16 protein-coding genes and 2 tRNA genes are annotated in these 16273 nt (G+C 28.2%); 8 read left to right on the top strand and 10 right to left on the bottom strand.

Translation table 11 applies throughout. The features are described 5' to 3' along the window. Nucleotides 1-451 precede the first annotated feature (451 nt). Nucleotides 452-3016, bottom strand: a complete 2565-nt coding sequence (locus tag DRF75_RS04315; protein ID WP_045171252.1) for a UvrD-helicase domain-containing protein — start codon at nucleotides 3014-3016, stop codon at nucleotides 452-454. Nucleotides 3017-3122: 106 nt separating this feature from the next. Here DRF75_RS04315 and DRF75_RS04320 point away from each other — a divergent pair, with 106 nt between their 5' ends. From DRF75_RS04320 to zapE, 5 genes are all read left to right on the top strand, one after another. Continuing rightward, entirely contained in the window at nucleotides 3123-3512 is a 390-nt protein-coding gene (locus DRF75_RS04320; protein ID WP_045171251.1) for a hypothetical protein, read from the top strand. Next, on the top strand, nucleotides 3509-3964 hold the full coding sequence (locus DRF75_RS04325) for an ankyrin repeat domain-containing protein (RefSeq protein WP_200887588.1): 456 nt from the start codon (nucleotides 3509-3511) through the stop codon (nucleotides 3962-3964). Before DRF75_RS04320 ends, DRF75_RS04325 begins: the two co-directional genes overlap by 4 nt. 952 nt (nucleotides 3965-4916) lie before the next feature. Then, complete coding sequence (locus tag DRF75_RS04330) at nucleotides 4917-5774, top strand: SPFH domain-containing protein (RefSeq protein WP_045171250.1); 858 nt, start codon at nucleotides 4917-4919, stop codon at nucleotides 5772-5774. A gap of 483 nt (nucleotides 5775-6257) precedes the next feature. Further along, entirely contained in the window at nucleotides 6258-6596 is a 339-nt protein-coding gene (locus DRF75_RS04335; protein ID WP_045171249.1) for a hypothetical protein, read from the top strand. 388 nt (nucleotides 6597-6984) lie between these two features. Then, nucleotides 6985-8040 carry a cell division protein ZapE gene (gene zapE, locus DRF75_RS04340; protein ID WP_045171248.1) on the top strand — a complete coding sequence of 352 codons (1056 nt, stop codon included), beginning with the start codon at nucleotides 6985-6987 and terminating at the stop codon, nucleotides 8038-8040. Between the two features lie 666 nt (nucleotides 8041-8706). On the opposite strand, the gene hemH is transcribed toward zapE, so the two are convergent. The 9 genes from hemH to rlmB all read right to left on the bottom strand — a co-directional run bounded on the left by hemH (nucleotide 8707) and on the right by rlmB (nucleotide 15838). After that, nucleotides 8707-9720, bottom strand: coding sequence for a ferrochelatase (gene hemH, locus DRF75_RS04345; RefSeq protein WP_045171247.1), 1014 nt, complete (start codon nucleotides 9718-9720; stop codon nucleotides 8707-8709). 75 nt (nucleotides 9721-9795) lie between these two features. Beyond that, nucleotides 9796-10713, bottom strand: coding sequence for a hypothetical protein (locus DRF75_RS04350; RefSeq protein ID WP_129992730.1), 918 nt, complete (start codon nucleotides 10711-10713; stop codon nucleotides 9796-9798). A 135-nt stretch (nucleotides 10714-10848) separates the two neighbouring features. Next, a complete protein-coding gene (locus tag DRF75_RS04355) occupies nucleotides 10849-11217 on the bottom strand; it encodes a cell division protein ZapA (RefSeq protein WP_045171245.1) in 369 nt (122 codons plus the stop codon). After that, the gene (locus DRF75_RS04360) at nucleotides 11210-11497 is read right to left on the bottom strand and encodes a DUF4164 domain-containing protein (protein WP_045171244.1); all 288 of its coding nucleotides are present in this window, start codon (nucleotides 11495-11497) and stop codon (nucleotides 11210-11212) included. Before DRF75_RS04360 ends, DRF75_RS04355 begins: the two co-directional genes overlap by 8 nt. Nucleotides 11498-11536: 39 nt before the next feature. Next, nucleotides 11537-11800, bottom strand: a complete 264-nt coding sequence (locus DRF75_RS04365; protein ID WP_045171243.1) for an HU family DNA-binding protein — start codon at nucleotides 11798-11800, stop codon at nucleotides 11537-11539. 12 nt (nucleotides 11801-11812) lie between these two features. Continuing rightward, on the bottom strand, nucleotides 11813-12673 hold the full coding sequence (sppA, locus tag DRF75_RS04370) for a signal peptide peptidase SppA (RefSeq protein WP_129992731.1): 861 nt from the start codon (nucleotides 12671-12673) through the stop codon (nucleotides 11813-11815). 13 nt (nucleotides 12674-12686) lie between these two features. Continuing rightward, nucleotides 12687-14390 (bottom strand): 30S ribosomal protein S1, encoded by a 1704-nt coding sequence (locus DRF75_RS04375; protein ID WP_045171242.1) that lies wholly within the window; start codon nucleotides 14388-14390, stop codon nucleotides 12687-12689. A 64-nt stretch (nucleotides 14391-14454) separates the two neighbouring features. After that, on the bottom strand, nucleotides 14455-15099 hold the full coding sequence (cmk, locus tag DRF75_RS04380) for a (d)CMP kinase (RefSeq protein ID WP_045171241.1): 645 nt from the start codon (nucleotides 15097-15099) through the stop codon (nucleotides 14455-14457). Next, complete coding sequence (gene rlmB / locus DRF75_RS04385) at nucleotides 15080-15838, bottom strand: 23S rRNA (guanosine(2251)-2'-O)-methyltransferase RlmB (RefSeq protein ID WP_045171240.1); 759 nt, start codon at nucleotides 15836-15838, stop codon at nucleotides 15080-15082. The genes cmk and rlmB overlap by 20 nt, the downstream gene beginning before the upstream one ends. Nucleotides 15839-15996: 158 nt before the next feature. Here rlmB and DRF75_RS04390 point away from each other — a divergent pair. The 3 genes from DRF75_RS04390 to DRF75_RS04400 form a co-directional block, all read left to right on the top strand. Beyond that, nucleotides 15997-16079 (top strand) — tRNA-Tyr (locus DRF75_RS04390). 7 nt (nucleotides 16080-16086) lie between these two features. Further along, nucleotides 16087-16157, top strand: a tRNA-Gly gene (locus DRF75_RS04395). Nucleotides 16158-16198: 41 nt separating this feature from the next. Then, the coding region (locus DRF75_RS04400; protein WP_240729889.1) for a GTP-binding protein at nucleotides 16199-16273 on the top strand (75 nt) is incomplete at its 3' end.

Here is a 16273-nt window from a genome sequence, read left to right on the forward strand (position 1 = left end):
TAATGGTCAATAGGTAATTGCAGTGATTGTTTGAACTGTGTGTAATGTTATTGTATAAAGCTGTAATAATGTACTGTACTGTTAGTATTTTAAATAGATGTTTTATTACTGAAACACATATTTTTTTGTAAGTTAAAATGTCTGTCAACCTACATTTATAAGTATTTTGAATAATGGTCAATTGATTATTACATTGATTTATTAATATTAGATACATGATGGTATGTTGTAGTGAATGAATATAAAAAGTTAAAAAATAATAATGTCATAAGATATTTATTATTGGTGATGAGTTATTATAGTGGATAAGAAGTGAAAGTCTTATAGTAGTATATGATAACTTTATAATTATAATAGAATGTTGATTATTGTGTTGAATTAATCATATGTTTTTAGCCTGTCTTTGCATTGATAATTGTCGAAATATTTGTTTAAAGTAATGTTGAAATTACTATTCATCAAGATATAAAACTTCTGCTTTTTCTTTTATCATTGGTTGTAAGTCAATAAATTTTTTCTTATACATATTTGTATTGTAGATGATATTGTACCAAGACTTATTTTGTACTGGTGATGTTCCGGTAATGTATAATTCATCTTCTGCTCTTGTCATGGCTACATAAAGTAATCTTAAATATTCGTTGTATTCTTGAGTTTTTTGTTGAGTTTTCAAGTTTTCACATAAGTCATTAATATCATTCCGTATCCAAAATGGTGTATATTCTTCATCAAATACTAATTGAGTTTCACTTTTTGGAATGGTTGTAGTATCTGATAAGAATACTATAGGTGATTCCATCCCTTTCGCATTGTGTATTGTCATAATTTTTACGTAATCTTTTGTGTGATTGATATCACTTTTTATTTCTGGATTAGTATTCTTTATCCAGTATATAAATGCTTGTAATGAATTTAGATTGTTAGATTCAAATTGTATTAATAAATTGATGAATTCTCCTATTATTTCTGTGCTTGACTGTCCTAAACGTTTTATAAATTTATGTTGATGTTCCGATACAATGTAGTGATATAGGTTTAAAGGACTGTGCAATTTGGATATATTAATTAATTGTTTTAAGTAGTTTGATATGTTACTAAATTTTAATTGTAATTCTTCCCATAAGTATTGTTGATTTCTATTATATGCAAGTTCAAAAATTTGTTCTTCGTTGAATTCAAAGATTGGTGATTTTAATAAACCTGTCAAAGCTAAATCATTTTCTGGTAATAGTAAAAATTCTCCTAGATTTACAAGATCCTGTATTATTATGTAATCCATTATTTTAAATTTATCTCTTTCCAAAGTAGGAATATCAAGTTTTTTGAGTGCTGTTATGACATGATCTATAAAGCAAGTCCTGTGTCTAACTAATATTAAAAAGTCACCTGCTGTTATAGGACGATTTCTTGCTAATAAAATTCTTTTATTGGTTATCCATGTGTGAATTTTGTTAACAATAGTTGATGCAAGTAATAAGCTTTGGTCTGGGTAAGTTTGATTTTCGAAATCCAATGAGAAGTGTTTATGATGTTTAATGTCAATTATGGGCCATATTTCTACATACCCTAAGTCATTTTGTCTAAAGATTTCATGTTCTATTTTTTCTGTATTAAATGATATTTCTTGTCGAAGATTGTTAAATACTCTATCTACTAATTTTAAAATAGGTGGTGTTGATCTGAATGATTGTGTTAAGTGTAATATTTTAGGTTGAGTACTTTGTTGTGTAAAGTAATGGCACATAGGCTCAAAATAGTCAGGTCTTGCGTTTTGGAAACCATATATTGACTGTTTTATATCTCCTACGATAAATAATGTTCTTGATTCTTCTGTTGTACCTACACCAGAAAAGAATTCATGACATAGTTGTGAAATAATATTCCATTGTTTTATGCTATTGTCTTGAGATTCATCAATTAGTAGATGATCTATTTTACTATCTAGATGGAATAGTATCCAATCTTTGTATTCTATGTTTGTAAGTAAATTTAATGCTAAATTTATAATGTCGTTATGGTCTAAATAGTTTAGTTTTTGTTTATCTTGTTGATATAATTTTATGAAACATTTTGCAATCTCAATAATATGTGTAGTACGTTCTGCTATTTTGTTTGTATAAAAAATTTTGATAAAATTCAGTATTTCTTCTTGTGTATTTAGAATAATTTTTTCTATTTCAGGAAAATTGGCCAGTGTTTTTTTTGTAATGATTGATGATATAGGTTTTTTTTCTAGTGATGGTAGGTTAATAAATATTTTTATATACTCATTTAATTTTTGTAGCTTGTATTTTTGTGATAGTGTGTTCCAGTTGACTAATTTGTCACTATTTTTTTTATCTCTGATACTTCCTTCACTAAGAATTTTAATTAGATAATTAAGTTGATGGTTATCAGTAGGTGGTGGTTGGTCAGTTACTGTGTTATGAACGTTCAGTTTCTTGTATAACAAGTCTTTATTGAGATTATAATCTTGTTTACTTAGTATTTTGTATAGTAACTCATAAATTGTGACCTCTGTTATTTCATGTGAAATAGCTGAGAAGTGATCTTTTATTGTTGGATCATGTAATAATTTATAAAAGATTCTTGGAAAAGATTCTGAAAAATCCTTGATTGTACAATTTGGTGAAATTCCTGTTTCTATTGGAAAAGTAGATATTAATTGATAACAAAAGCTATGGATAGTTTTTATTGAGAGTGATAAATTTTGTAAATTATTAAATAATTCTCTTGCTCTTTTATATTCTGTTAGTGTTATATTGGTTGGGATAATGTCTTGTAATTCTTTTTTTAATTCTTCATTTTTTAGTATAGTCCAAGTACTTAAGATTGAGTGTATGCGTTCTGTCATTTCATGTGCTGCTGCATTTGTAAACGTTAAACAAAGTATGTTTTTATGTCCTGTGATTAGTAATCTTAGGACTCTATTGACTAATGTTCTTGTTTTGCCTGTTCCGGCTGATGCAGATATCCATATGAAATTATAAAAAGGATTGGTTGCAATATTCTTCATGTAATGTATAATCCACAATATTTTTATTTTTAGTGTTAATAGAAAATTATATTTATAGCAGTAGTTATTATTAAATAAAAGGGTTTATTAATTAAGAGAGAGTTGCATGAGAAAGTTGTTTCTATTCGTAATAATGGTAAGTTTTATTAATGCGGCTATTGGATTTGCAGATGATTTAAATTCTGATGGTAATGTTTATGATGCTGAAACCAATGATAATGAAAAGATAAATGAAGGACCTTATTTAGATTATGATCAAGATTATGATGAGGATGATGATTTTTATTATGATGAAGATGATATATATGAGGATGAAGATGACATTTATAATGATGATGATCTGATGGATGATGAAGAAAATGATGTGCAAAATGACACAGAGCAAGATAATGATGATAGTGTACCTAATAATGGTGAGGAAAGTAATAAATTGAGTGCTCAGGGTAAAACAGGTGAGGATAAGTCTGATGGTAAAAAAAAACTCCTGAAGTCTTGAAAAGTACATTTCAAAAGCAGAAAAGTAATGTAGAAAAAAGTAATATTTCTTATAAATGGCCGTTTACAAGAGGGGTTATATGGCAAATTGAAAAAGGGGAATATGATCAAATGAATGAACACCTTCCAAAAATATATAGTGTTACAGATTATTATGTACAGGTTTTTTATTGTATAATACAAAATGATGTTTCTGGTTTAAGGTCTTTAATTAATAAGCTTCAAGAATTAGGTGTAAGTTTAACAACTATATTGAATGAAGTACGCACTCTGGATGTAGGTGATAATTTATTAACTTATGCTGTAAAACAAAAAAAGATTGATATAGTAAGGTTTTTATTATCAATAGGTGCTACTCCGAATTTTGATAATTATGATGGTCAGACTCCTTTGAGTATTGCTATAAGAAACAGAAGTATAGATATAGCGCATGCTATACTTGCTGTGAAGTAGTGTAGTGTCATATATAGTATCTGTAATGAGTAGTTTGAGTATAAATTTTTTATTATGTATTTAAATTTTTAGAATCTTGTGAGTTATTAAATAATGATGAGAAGTCAGAATATATATAGTATTTATGCTTGTTGTAGTATTATTTAAAATGTGTTGTTCCATAGAGTGTAGGTGAAGTAGCATAAGTTTTTAGCATTTCATTAGTTAATCAAATGTAACACTGTAATGGTAGTTCTGTTATTACGTAAAATAGTTTTTTTAAGTGTTAACCATATTTAGAATGTAGGTTAAGTTGCCAATTTATTTAATTTTTCATTACACTACTCAATTCATTATAATTGCATGAGTAATGTTGTGCTATTACATATTGTATTTATGTGTGGTCATTTTTATAAATGTTAGGTGTTGTACCTAATTGGATGTTAAGAAGTATTAAAATAGTTGTTTTGTAAATTTTTTTGTGCTCAACTATAGAGCATATTATATTACTTGCAAGAAGTGCCTATAGATTTTCAACATACAATTTCTCGTTTAATGGAAATGCGTTCTTCATCCTACTATAATGTTTAGTGATTATACATTAATGTGATTATATAAATATGCTGTGTGGAGTTATATATAACATAATTGTTTAGAAAATTTTGAATATTTTTAATATAGTGCTTACAAATAGATTAAATGCATTATGAAGAGTACTTGTTATGAATTATATTAAACTAATGTTGCTGTAATTTGTAATGTGATTATGAGTTTATGTTCTGTTCAAAATCAATACTTGATTACTGTAATTTAATGACTGTAATAAAGATATTTTAAAGTTTTTGATATTTAATGGCTTTATCTAATAACTTATGTAATTGAGCTTGTTTAATTGATAATGTGTGCTATACCGATGTCTTTTATATACAGTTTATAGAGATTTTTATTGAGTTGTCAATATGGGAGGTGTGTCATGAATAGTAAAGCATTTCATGATAAAAAATTAGCGTACATTAATGGGTTTTCAGTAATACTTTATGGGATTGTTTTTATATGTTTATTGCTATCTGGTATATATTATGGCAGTTTTTACATTGTTTTACCAATGTCTTTAGTATTGTTAATTTGTGCTTTTATCATTCCGAATGGATTTTTTGTAAATAACCCTAATGAAGCAAAGGTTGTTGAATTTTTTGGAAATTATATTGGTACTGTATTTAAGTCAGGGTTTTTCTGGACTGTTCCATTTGTTCGTATGAGGTCAATTTCATTAAAAGTAAGAAATGTAAGTACAAGTAAGATTAAAGTAAATGATTTTAATGGAAATCCAATAGAAATAGCTGCTGTTGTTGTGTGGAAAGTTGTAAGTCCTGCAAAAGCTTGCCTAAATGTTAGTGATTATCAGGAGTTTATTAATATTCAAAGTGAAACTGCTGTTAGAGAATTAGCAGGTAGCTACCCATATGATGCTGAAGATAATAGTGAATCTTTGCGTAATAATTCTGCGCAAATCTCATCTAAGTTACGTGACATGTTGCAAAATAGGTTAGGTATTGTAGGTATTGTTGTAGAAGATGCGAGAATATCACATTTAGCTTATTCTTCTGAAATAGCTCAAATTATGTTAAGAAGACAGCAAGCAAAGGCTATTACTAATGCTAGGGGATATATAGTCAGAAATGCTATTATTATGGTAGATGAAATATTGCGACATTTTGAATCACAGTATCAGATTAACCTTTCTGATGAGCAAAAGGTTAAACTTGTGAACAACCTTTTAGTATCTTTAATTTCAGAGCAAGGTGCGCAACCTACTATTAATATAGAGTAATATTAAGTGAAATCTTGAAAAGATGTTTAAGTTTGTAATCTTTGATTTGCGTAATGCTAGATTTAGGTTATGTAACATAATAGTACAGGTTGCTATCATGTTAATTATTAAAAAATATTTAAGTTATTAATAGTTTTTATAATAAGTTTACTTATGTACTGAGTTTTTTGTAATATTCATATAGAATGTGATCAGCTTTAAAGTACATATGTTGTATAATTTTCAAGTTATAATGCAAGAGTGACATTATTTATTATGCTGAAAATGTTAATATGAATATATGTATTATCATGATTCTATAGATGAAATTTTTCTTACATAATTTTTCGATATGATTGTTTGCTATTGATATCAGTGTATTGAAATAGTATTAGAAATATAAAGATATTTCAAAAAAATCAATTTTATAAATGATTTATCCAACTCTTGCTTTTTATTTTTCCTAAGTTTTGAATAAAAATATTTTAACAAGAGAGGTTAATTATGAATTATGATACATTAAATTTTTATGAATATGATAGTACATGTGATGTAGAATATACGGATTGTGTACGTGATAATAGTGTATTGGATGAGTATATGTCTTATCAGTCGATGTGGAAAGCTGTTATACTTCAAGCAATCATTGATTCAACTTCTAATTATAGAAGAATGGAAAATAAACTTGAAAAAATTAAAGCAATTAATTGGCTGAATGACTTTTCAAGAGATTTTACAACTGTATGTCATTTTGCAGGGTATAATCCTTTAAATGTTCAAAATAAGGCAAAGAAGATTATCTCAGCTAGTAAGGCTTTAAATCAGGATAAGTCTAGAAGTTAGATAAAGCGGATCTCAACCTGTATAACGTTCAATTTTGCTGTTAAATAATCTGAGAGTTTAGTTAATCCTATAAAAGTATTATTGTTGTGATGTTTGTTATATCATTATCATGTATGTTATTGGTTGAGTGTTGTGCAAGTACAAAAGTTTGATCAGTATCCTGAATTTCTTATTAGTAGTAGCTTGAACTATAGATGATATAATCATAATTTTGTGTAATAATTTACATGGAAATCTCAACTTGTATAACTTTCAATTTTGCTGTTAAATAATCTGTAAGTTGAGATTTTAGTTATTATAAATATAGAATAAAATGTTGAAAATATAAAGATAACTTTTTTGTAAACTGTATTAAAAAGTATGTTGATGTTTTATAGATAAATAAAAAATGAAAGAAGTTTTAAATGCTTACTATTCTATGGTGGATAATGGTAAAATTACTTATGATGAGCAGCAAGTTCAATTGTTAATAAAGTTAGTTCCATACTTATCTGTTGAAAAAATTTGTTGTTTTTTACCTGTAAAAAAAAAATTAAAAAAGATTGGAGTATATATACATGGAGAGGTGGGAAGAGGAAAGTCAATGATTACAGATCTCTATTATGATTCTTGCAGAATAGAGAGGAAAAAACGGCAACATTTCAATCAGTTTATGAAAGAAGTACATACTTTATTACATGAATTTAAATTATCTAGTGTTAAAGATCCACTTTACAAAGTTGCAAAGGTAATAGTACATAACCTGGATTTATTGTGTTTGGATGAAATACAAGTATACGATATTTGTGATGCTATGATATTATATAGATTATTTTCTATTATTTTTGATCAGAAAGTTATTGTTATGATGACTTCAAATTATGCTCCTATAGAGCTTTATCAAGATGGTATTCAGAAACAATCTTTTGAACCTGCAATATCATTGATTATTGATAGAATGCATGTTGTTCATTTATCTGGTGAACAAGATTATCGTGCTGTTAAAGAATTAGGAATAAATGATGTGTATTTTATAGGTGATAATTCCAGTGCAAAGTTATCTGAATTGTTTGTTAAAATGGCAAGTAATAAGAAAATATATTCTGTAACATTACATGTTTTTGGGAGAGATATTGAAGTAAAAAAAGTCTTTGACAATACTGCATGGTTTAATTTTGATGAATTATGCGGAAAGCCTTTATGGGTATCAGATTATCAAGAAATAGTGCGTAATTTTTCAATAATATTTATTGCAGGTATTCCTGTGTTTAATCACTATAATCAAAATGAGATGCGTAGATTTACTATTTTAATAGATGAATTATATGAAAACAGAGTTAAAATTTTTTGTGCTCTAACTGTAGAGCCTCAATTATTATATTACTTGCAAGAAGTGCCTATAGATTTTCAACGTACAATTTCTCGTTTAATGGAAATGCGTTCTTCATCCTACTATAATGTTTAGTGATTATACATTAATGTGATTATATAAATATGCTGTATGGAGTTGCATATAACATAGTTGTTTTAAATATTTTTAATACAGTATTTACAAATAGATTAAATGCATTATAAAGAGTACTTGTTATGAATTATGTTAAATCTTCTGTAATTTATAATGTGATTATGAGTTTATGTTCTGTTCAAAATCAATAGTTGATTACTGCAATTGTTTTATAAATGTTGTATGTTTGCTTTGAGTTGAAATGGTGTAGAGAATAGTGATATGTGGTTATAAAATTGTGTGAAAATACTTGTTATAAATTCTATTAGATCTAATATTGCTTAATTTATAATGTGATTATAAGTTTATATTCTACTTAAAATTGCTATTTTATTGTTATAATTTAGATTTTATTTATCTACTTTGAGTTACAGTAGTGTAAGGCTAACGATATGTAGTTTAGAAATTGCAAGTGGAATGTTCTATAGTGAATCCATAGTATCATTCTCTGTTATTATAACGATAATTTAAATAGATGTAGTCCTTTTTATTAAAGTAGACTATTTATTGTAGTTGCATTGTTATTTTAGTAATTTAATAGATTTTGTATTATTATTTATATAAATATCCTTTTTATGAAATTAAAGTAAAATACTTTTATTTCATATATGCTTATGTGAGTTTTTCTTATAAGTAATTATTTGTCAAATACCTAAAACACCTTTTACATTGGGTAGGGCAAACATTCTTGTGGTCTTGCATGCACATTTCTTTTAAACACTTGATATAGTATTCATTGTCACTTAATGTTGGAACCCTGAAGAACATATTTTCTTTTGATATTATTGCTTTATAATCTATATCTAATTCTACTAAAGTTTCAGAATTTTCTGAGACAAATGATATAGGTACTAGTACTATAGGTACATTATCTTGTTTTGCTTGATTGATTTCTGATATTGTGCTGGGTTCTAACCATTTTACTGGTCCAACTTTACTTTGATAACATATTTTATAATCTAGTGCAGGTATATTTAAAAACTTAATAATTAGTGATACATTTTGTTCTATTTGGTGTTGATATGGGTCACCTTGTTGTATTATGCTTAGTGGTAAACTATGTGCTGAGAATAATATTCTTGGTAAGCCATGTTTTTGTGCTTCTTGATATTTTTCTATAATTAACTGGCATTGTGCTTTTATATAGTTTGTATTGTTATAATAGCAACAGACTGTTGAAGTGGGGAATTGGAGTTTACTTTTGTTGATGTAGTAATTCCAGTGTTGAATAGCTGATAGTGTAGTAGTTGTTGAATAGTGTGGGTATAAAGGTAGTAAAATTATTTTGTCTGGATTGTATTGACATACAGATTCTACTGTGTCCTTAGCTGAGGGCTGCGAATACCTCATGAATATGAAGACTTTATATTGATTATCATTGTTATAATTCAATATATTTTCAAGACAAGAAGCTTGTGTTTTTGTTTCTTTTAATATTGGTGATTGCCCATTAAGGTGTTTATATATCCCTATTGCTTTTTTCTTTCTGAAAAATGAGATTAATGTTGCTAAGATAAATCTTAGTGGATTTGCTAAATTTATAATATTTTTATCATAGAATAAGTTGAATAAAAACGACCTTACTTCAGAAATTGACTGAGGGCCACCTAAATTAAATAGTACTACTGCTATTTTTAACACTTGTGGTTTAATTATTATAACATTAATAAAGTAGCATATATAATATTAGTTATCAAGAAAAAGATAGTTTTATACCTAGGTGCGTGATGTTGTGTTCAGAACACCAGCTTCCAGAAGTGTGTTATCAAGCAATGATATAGGAGAAACCAAGTCTCCATGCTGTTCAATTATGTTAGCGTTGAGTATCCCTAAGCTACATCCTACTATTAAGTCTCGAAGCCCTGCGTATAGAAAACTAGAGAGATTGTTTATTGTCTTTCTAGAATACGTGAACCTGTCAGTATTTCTAGGACCTCTAATAACATGATAACCTGTTCTATCCTGTACTGTGTCTTGTAACAAGTTGCATAAATCAAAAAGAAAACTAATTGGCAGCTCTAGCGCTTCTATTACACAACAAGCTAGTTCTATAGCTGATTTTAATAAGAAGAAAGGAGTTAGTAATAAAGAAATTAATATACTTAATATAATACGTGATGTATTAGATGTTTCTTGTGCGGTGCTGTTTGTACTTGTGTGATAATTAGGTCCTCTAAAATAGACGAATTCGTTAGTATGTGCACTACTGCTCCTATATATTGGGTGCATTATCACACCACAGCATTGGTCTTTCCTTTGTCCCAATAACCTTAACGTGAGACAGATGAGTATCATCACTAGCATACATGTTAATATACATGCAGCATACCTTGTAATTGTAGATGAAGTACCAAACATTTTATCTCCAAGATAGTGAGTCAGAAGAACAAATAAAGGCATAACAAGTGTAACTTCAAAAAATGGTACAATGTGATGTTTAAGTTGATGTTTTGCTTTTGTGTATGCGCTATTAACAGCTAGCTTTCTATAACCTGTTAAATGTGTTGTAGCAAGTGAAGATTCTAGCATAGTAATAGCAGCTAAGTTAAAAATAAAGAAACCTTTGAATCCACAAAATAAGGAATTTTTTAACTTCTGAGGTGCATTCTCAATATCAAATACTAATTTAGCCATTTGTTACTCCACTATTTAATTATTAAAATTATAATTTATTTTATATAAAATGTATATAACATTTTTAATATACTAAAACTTTATATCATAAACTATACAGATAATACTTTAAATTGTATATCAAAAATTAATATCCTAAAAATATTCTTCTAACTTATTGCTTAATTTTTCTATTCTTAGTAAAGTATGTGATACAAAATCATTGACATAATTTTTTATTTTTAAATAATCATCAAAATGTTTCTTGTACATTAACATTTCATCTTTTATTTTTTTTAATTGAACTTTTAGCTCATTTTTTTCATCTTCTAATGTTAGTGCTGCTAATAAAAATATTAGTGCATCAGAACCTTTACCTTTTTCTGCACTTGATATTGAATTAACTAATGTATTAAACTTATCTACTAAGTTAAGCAAATGTGATTCTTCTCCTTTGTTGCATGCTATTCTATATGTATTGTTTCTAACAGTGATTTCAATAACCTGTGGATTATAGTTATTCACTTACTTGCTCCTTTTGTAAAATAGCTTTTACATTTTCTATAGTGTAATTTAATCTGGTGACTACCTCATGGCATGCTTCTTTCCATTTATTACATTCGTTTGTTAGATCTATAAGTTGTTGACTTAGTGTATTCTTTTCTTCAATAAGTAATGCAATATCTGCTTTATATTGTGATGTGTTATTCTTCTTGTGACTTAATTTTTGTATTAATAAAGATTCCAATTTGTCAAATGCTTCATCTATACTCTGCTGAAATTCTGAATTACTTATTTGTTCCATATAAGAAGACCTACCTAACAATTTAATGTTGAGCTGTAGCTATTGATTTATGAGCTTTATAAATTTATTACTGGCTCTAAAATATACTTTTCTGTATTTATTTTTTGTTAATCTTGTGTTAGCAGTTTTTATATTATAACTCCTTACTGTGAAAGACCCAAAACCTCTTAATTCTACTCTATAGCCATTCTTTAAGTACTCTATAATAAGTGAGAAAAATATATTTAATATTTTCGATACTATTTCCTCACTAAGAGAAGGATTTTTTTTTGAGATATGTTGAACTAAGTGTGATTTTAACATAAAATTTATTTGTTAATATAATAATTGAATAACCTGTAATACTAGTGAACTTATACTTTCAAGAACAGATAGATGTGGTTTTTTTGATAATACCTTCACCTTTTGTGTACTAACATTTTGTGATTGAAACCAATCCATTGCTTCATCTTCTCCACCAATTTGATCGATTAATCCTATGGATAATGCTTCCGACCCTGTATATATGCTTCCATCTGCTATTTTTAGTACTTGACTCTTTTCCATCTTTCTACGATCTGCCACTATGTCAATGAAATAATTGTATGATTCATTAACAATACGACGTATAGATTCCTCTTTCTCTTTTGTAAACTCTTCAAATGGTGATGTTGCTGCTTTTAAATTTGAGGATTTTATTGACTTTAAATGAATACCTATTTTTTCTGCTAGTGAACTGACACCAATATACTGCATCAGTGTACCAATTGAACCAGTAATAGTAGTGTGACGAGCTATTATATAATCTGCAGCAATTGCAGCCATGTATCCACCTGATGCTGCTAAATCATTTAACACGGCAACCACTGGCTTATTTTTTGCAATGTTCCGTATGTTTTGATATAAGATTTCGCTACCTGTTACTGATCCACCTGGACTATTAATATTTAATATTAAACCTATAACATGTTCATCCTTAGCAATCTTTTTTAGTAAGGTATCCATGTCCTCATTGGTTTCAATTTTTCCTTCTATATTTACTTTAGCTATATATTTGTTATCTAAAAAATTGCTAACTTTTGATGTATCAATGTAATTGCATAATATTAATGATACAAACGCCATTAAAAAAACTAAAAACCTCCATAATTTTATTTTGGAGTTTAGTATTTCTATTTTTAGTAACTGGTCAGGCATAAGATAAAACCTTTTAATGTTTAAGTGACAATACCATATTGTAAGTTTCAATTAATAATACTTCTGCTTCTAATTTGTCACCTGGGAAAAACTTTTTATTATCAGGTAAATATTCTTGCTCTATTAGAAGGTTAAAACTATTTGAACCATTAAATACATCAACTAATATACCAGTATCCTCAACTACTTTTGTCACTGTGACTGGTATTTTATCCCCTAAATTAGTCTTTTTAAGTAAATCAAGGAAAGGATCATACTCTAATTGTTTCACGCCAAGATCTATTTTACTTTTATTTGGGTTTATCATTAATATTTTTGCTTCTACAGAATCTCCAATACTGTATTTTTTAACTGCTGCTTCTGGTGATAAAGACCAACTTAGTTCTGTAGTACGAATTAATCCTTCAATACCATCATTAAGTGTACTGTCTTCAAATGAAACAAATATCCCAAGATTTGTAATATTTTTTATTTTTGTTGATACAACAGAACCTAAAGGATATTTTAATATGAATGCCTGCCATGGATTCTCTTGGCACCTTTTCATACTAAGACTCATACGACTTTTAGCTGTGTCTATACTTAATACCTTAACTTGTATTTCTTCACCTCTCATGAATAACTGATTTATAGGTAAAGAATTTTTTGTCCAACTTACTTCAGATACGTGAACTAATCCTTCTATGCCTGTTTCTAATTCAACAAAGACACCATAATCTTCTATACTTGTTACAATACCTTTATGGATACTATCGACAGGATACTTTTTCTCAATATTTGACCAAGGACTTTCTTCTAATTGTTTAACACCAAGAGAAATCTTTTTATTTTCTCGGTCAATTTTTATAATTTTTGTTGTTACTGTTTGTCCACATGAAAAGACAGCTGAAGGATGGCTGACACGGCTCCATGATATGTCGGTTATATGCAATAACCCATCAACTACACCAACTGAGGGTGACTCATGTATTTCTATGAATACACCATATTTAGTAATGCTTTTAACTTTACCTTCAATGATGTCTCCTTCATTTAGTTGGCTGAGATATAGGCTCTTGGCATCTGCAAGAGATTCCTCTAATATAGCTTTTCTTGATACTACAATGTTCCCTTGCTTTTTATCCATTTTTAATATGCGAAATTTCTGTTTTTTTCCTAATAATGGTGTTATATCTTTAACTTGTCTTAAAGCTACATGACTTGCTGGTAAGAATGCTACAACACCTTTTATATCAACTGTGTAACCACACTTAATAGAACTAAATATTACACCCTCGACATCTTCTTTTCTTTCTGCAGCTTCTTCTAATTTTTGCCATAATTCATCTCTAATAGCTTTTTCTCTGCTTAATACTACACTACCATTGCGTCCTTCAATTTTTTCTAAATATAACTTTACCTTTGATCCTATACCAATATTTTGATAGTCGTCACCAAGTTCAAATTCTTTTAGTGAAACAATACTTTCAGATTTTAGCCCTGAATCTATTGTTACATATCCTTTATCTATACATACAATAGTTCCTTCTATTATTTGCCCTTCTTTGACACTGTCATCTATGAATTCTTTTAATGCATTTTGAAATTCTGAACTATTATCATCTTCTGAATCTTCTGCTTCAAGATTGTGGCTAATAAATTTATTAGATTTTATTTTCTTTATATTTTGTAAGTAGTCTTCTGGTCCTAAATTTGTTTTTGTTTGAAAATTTTCCATAAAACATAGCCTATTTTAAAATTAGCAAAGCAGTGAAAATCATATTATTATTATTTATTACACTTTACAAGTAGGTTTTTATTTTTTCTTTGATGAATAGAAATACTTGTTCTTTATTCATATACGAAGTATTAACATATAATGCATCTTTTACTTTTATTAGAGGTGCAAATTTTCTATAAGTATCTCTAATATCTCTTTGTACTATTTTCTGATGTATCTTTTTGTACATTTCTTTTTTTTTGTATAACATTTCTTTGAATCTTCTTTGTGCTCTGATGGATGTTTGTGCTGTAATAAAAATTTTGAAATCTGACTCAGGGAATACTACAGAGGATGTATCTCTTCCATCTAGAACTATCCCTGGTTTTGCTGAGTAAATAATTTGACGTTGTATAGGTAGTAGGGCAAGTCTAATGTGTTCATGTCGTGCTAAAATTGAAGCAATTTTACCTATATCTTCATTATGGTAGGATGCTGCATTACTGTCTTCTAGTAGTAGTGATAATATCTTTTCTTCTAAGTGACTATCAATTTTTAAGTTGTATTGTGCTGATATTCCAAAGATTGAAGCTATTATCCTATATAATTTACCTGTGTCCAAGTATTGAAAATTAAAAAAACTTGCTAATTCTCTTGCTAAGCTTCCTTTTCCAGAAGCAGAAGGACCGTCAATTGTTATAACGAAATTATTGGAACGTGTGGTCATAGTTTTGTATGAAAATGGAATATAATGCTACAGCTGCTGCATTTGATACGTTGAGGCTATCGATTTTATTTGATGTTGCAATTTTTAATAAAAAGTCACAATTTTCTTTTGTTAACTTGCGCATCCCTTTATCTTCTGATCCGAAAATTATTAATTTTTTGTTATCGAATTTTGTTTTGTGTAAGAATTCTCCTTTTTTTGCATCAAATCCATAACACCAGTATCCTGCACTTTTAAGTAACCTTATTGTGCTGACAAGATTTATTACGTATACAATTGGTATCATGTCTATAGCGCCGCTTGATGTTTTTGACATACCGCAATTTTCTGATGGTGAGTTATGATAAGGGAGTATGATAGCATCTACATTGAAACAGACTGCTGATCTAATAATTGCACCTACATTATGGACATCTGTTATTTGGTCTAAAAGTATTATTGTTGAGTTTGTTGTGGTACTATTTAATATTTCTTCTATTGTGATTGGATTTATAGTGGATGCCTTTAAAGCAATGCCTTGATGATTGCTATTGTGTGGTAGAACAGAATTGATGTAATTTAGATTTACTGTTTTCAAGTTTATATTTCTTTGTTTACATAATTCTGAAATTTTGATTATTTCATTATAGTTTTTTGTAATATTTTCTGTTACTAGCATTTCATGACATTCCCTGTTTTTATTTTGTAACGCAGCAATGCATGCGTGTTTCCCATAAATCCATATCTTGTTTTTATTCATAAAAATTTAGTAATTAAGTGTGATTTTTTGTAATTAGATGTTGACATATTGTAATCTTTAATTTAGTTAAATCAATTCTAATCTAAATTTTTTTGGTATCATTTTTTATTTTTTTGTGTTAATTAATAAAGGATGTTAGGTTAGCGTTAGTGTTTTTAGGAGGAGTGGCCGAGCGGTCAAAGGCAGCAGACTGTAAATCTGCCCACTAACGTGTACGTAGGTTCAAATCCTACCTCCTCCACGGTTATGCGGGTATAGCTCAATGGTAGAGCTCCAGCCTTCCAAGCTGATAATGTGGGTTCGATTCCCACTATCCGCTCTTTATTTGTGAAATGGTTTAAGATGTAAAGGTATTTGTTTATGGTAGAAGAAAGGAAGCCGCATATAAATGTAGGTACAATAGGGCATGTTGATCATGGTAAGACAACATTGACG

The organism is Ehrlichia minasensis, assembly GCF_004181775.1.
In the GTDB taxonomy this organism is placed as follows: domain Bacteria; phylum Pseudomonadota; class Alphaproteobacteria; order Rickettsiales; family Anaplasmataceae; genus Ehrlichia; species Ehrlichia minasensis.